The 337-nt window shown below is 47.2% G+C and carries 1 protein-coding gene; it reads right to left on the bottom strand.

Annotation, left to right across the window (positions count from 1 at the left end; translation table 11 throughout):
- Nucleotides 1-28: 28 nt before the first annotated feature.
- Nucleotides 29-337, bottom strand: a 309-nt coding sequence (locus J4G38_RS28005; RefSeq protein WP_226164093.1) for a D-Ala-D-Ala carboxypeptidase family metallohydrolase, incomplete at its 5' end; no start/stop codon positions are given.

Here is a 337-nt window from a genome sequence, read left to right on the forward strand (position 1 = left end):
CTCTGCCTTTGCTTCAATTCCTCTAAAGTCATACGCGATAATTGAGATTTATTTTGTGCCGCGGATTTCTCGAAAATTGCACGTGAAGCCATTGACCGCCTGCCCTTGAACACTCAACAAGGACAAGGTCGCAAAGCTGCTGTTCGTTGAGCAGCTCGGCCAGCCTTTTTGCACTTTGAAAATCAGAAATGCGAATGTCCGCGGCCATCCCTTTAAGGTGATAACTATTAGGCTGGCCACCAACGAGACGATTTAATTTCAAGCAGCGGAAGCCGCTTGTTATCGTTAGCGGATGACCAAATTTTTGCCGGGCTGGATCCAAAACCTGTGTACACAA

The sequence above is a fragment of the Hymenobacter terricola genome (assembly GCF_017921975.2).
Classification (GTDB): Bacteria; Bacteroidota; Bacteroidia; order Cytophagales; family Hymenobacteraceae; genus Hymenobacter; species Hymenobacter terricola.